This is a genomic window from Nitrospirota bacterium (genome assembly GCA_040754395.1).
Taxonomy (GTDB): Bacteria; Nitrospirota; Thermodesulfovibrionia; order Thermodesulfovibrionales; family SM23-35; genus JBFMCL01.
The window spans coordinates 1-1,592 of record JBFMCL010000060.1 but is presented as its reverse complement, the minus strand read 5'-3'; the positions used below and the strand labels follow the sequence as shown (position 1 = coordinate 1,592).

General features: G+C 50.3%; 1 protein-coding gene. It reads left to right on the top strand.

Features of this window, described 5'->3' with window-relative positions; translation table 11 throughout:
* Positions 1-66: 66 nt before the first annotated feature.
* Positions 67-1,592, top strand: a 1,526-nt coding sequence (locus AB1552_14405; protein MEW6054950.1) for a CxxxxCH/CxxCH domain-containing protein, incomplete at its 3' end; no start/stop codon positions are given.

Below are 1,592 nucleotides of genomic sequence, written 5' to 3'. Positions count from 1 at the left end.
TCATGCGCAATGTGCCATTATTCGGTAACAACAACAAATACAACAATAGCTGATAAAACCCTACACGTGAACAAGACATATAATGTAAATGCAAGCGGAGCAGGCATACAATATTTTTCATGGGCAGGAGCAGGCACAGGAGCCAATGGCAATGTAACAGTAACATATTCATTCAATGCAACAGAAAGCGCCTGCTCATCGGTCTCATGTCATCCAGACGGCGTCAGCGGAAATTCCACCGGATGGAGCACAGGATATTCCTGTATCGACTGCCATAACATCAGCATGCATACAAGCAGCGTTTATCACCATGTTATGGACACATCAGCAATGGCAAACAGGAGCTATCCGGCGTTAAACAATCCTGTCAGCCTTGCCGCTGCTGACAGGAAATGCACCATATGCCATGCAGACCACAACGTCTTCAGCCCGATGCTTAATGTCAACTCCCCGGGCAGGGCGTATAACCTCAGGACCGATATCCTCACAGCGCCTGTTGCAGGCAGCGCGCCTGCTGCCGGGAATTACACAAATACGGACTTCGTCAACAGCGGAAACGGCGGCATATGCGTGAGCTGTCATAAAAACGAAATATCCAAAGACGCCAGCCAGAGAACCGACGGCACAACAGTGACCCCTCAAATAACGATGGCCGGTTACAATAGCTCATCTCATAATTACGCAAGCAATCCGACAAGTACATTCACAACCCCGACGAGCGGGACTTTTACGGCCAACTGTTCCAAATGCCATAATGCTGATAACGACACAAAGACATTCCAGAATTCGACTTATAAATTCAAGACGCATGACGACTCCCTGAGAAGATTGCTTGCCTCTCTGGGCATGACATCACCGTCAGACCCTGAAGAAGAGGACTTCTGCTACCGCTGCCACCATAAACTGGGTGACACCACACCCGGGGGAGGTCCTGCGAAGACGACTGCAAATTATGATTATTACGGTTCATTGACCAATATGACAGCAGCGTCACAGGACATATATACTGTGATGCAGCTGGGCACTGCCGGAACAGCCCCGTCCTCCACATCAACAACAGACACGCTTTATTTCAAACCGACTGCGCAGGAGAATCCCACAGAACCGATGCCCAATGCACATCAGACCGGGGACACATTCCAGGGGGGGACATGGATAGGGAGATCGATGTCGCCATTTATGGCAACCTCAGCATATGAGACAAAATCTCAAAATACCAACGCATCCGGCACCCGGTATTGGAGAATGGTGACATTCACATCACCACCGGCTGCGGGCGCAGTCAGCATACCTGCAGGCACATGGACGCTGAATCTCTATGCCGGAGAAAGCAGCCTTAACCAGAATGCATATATACGCTATATGATATATAAATGGAACTCCGGAGACTCGCTCGGAACGACTGTCGTGGCCGTGGGTTCACATACTACCGAACTGGATACTACAGCAGCGCCGGGAGCGCTCTGGACGATCAATATGGCGGGCTCGGCAGTCAGTCTCGCAGCAGGCGACAAGATTTCCATAGACATCGAATTGGACACAAGAGCCGGCACAACCACAACTTACACCGCATCCTATTATTTTGGCAGTGG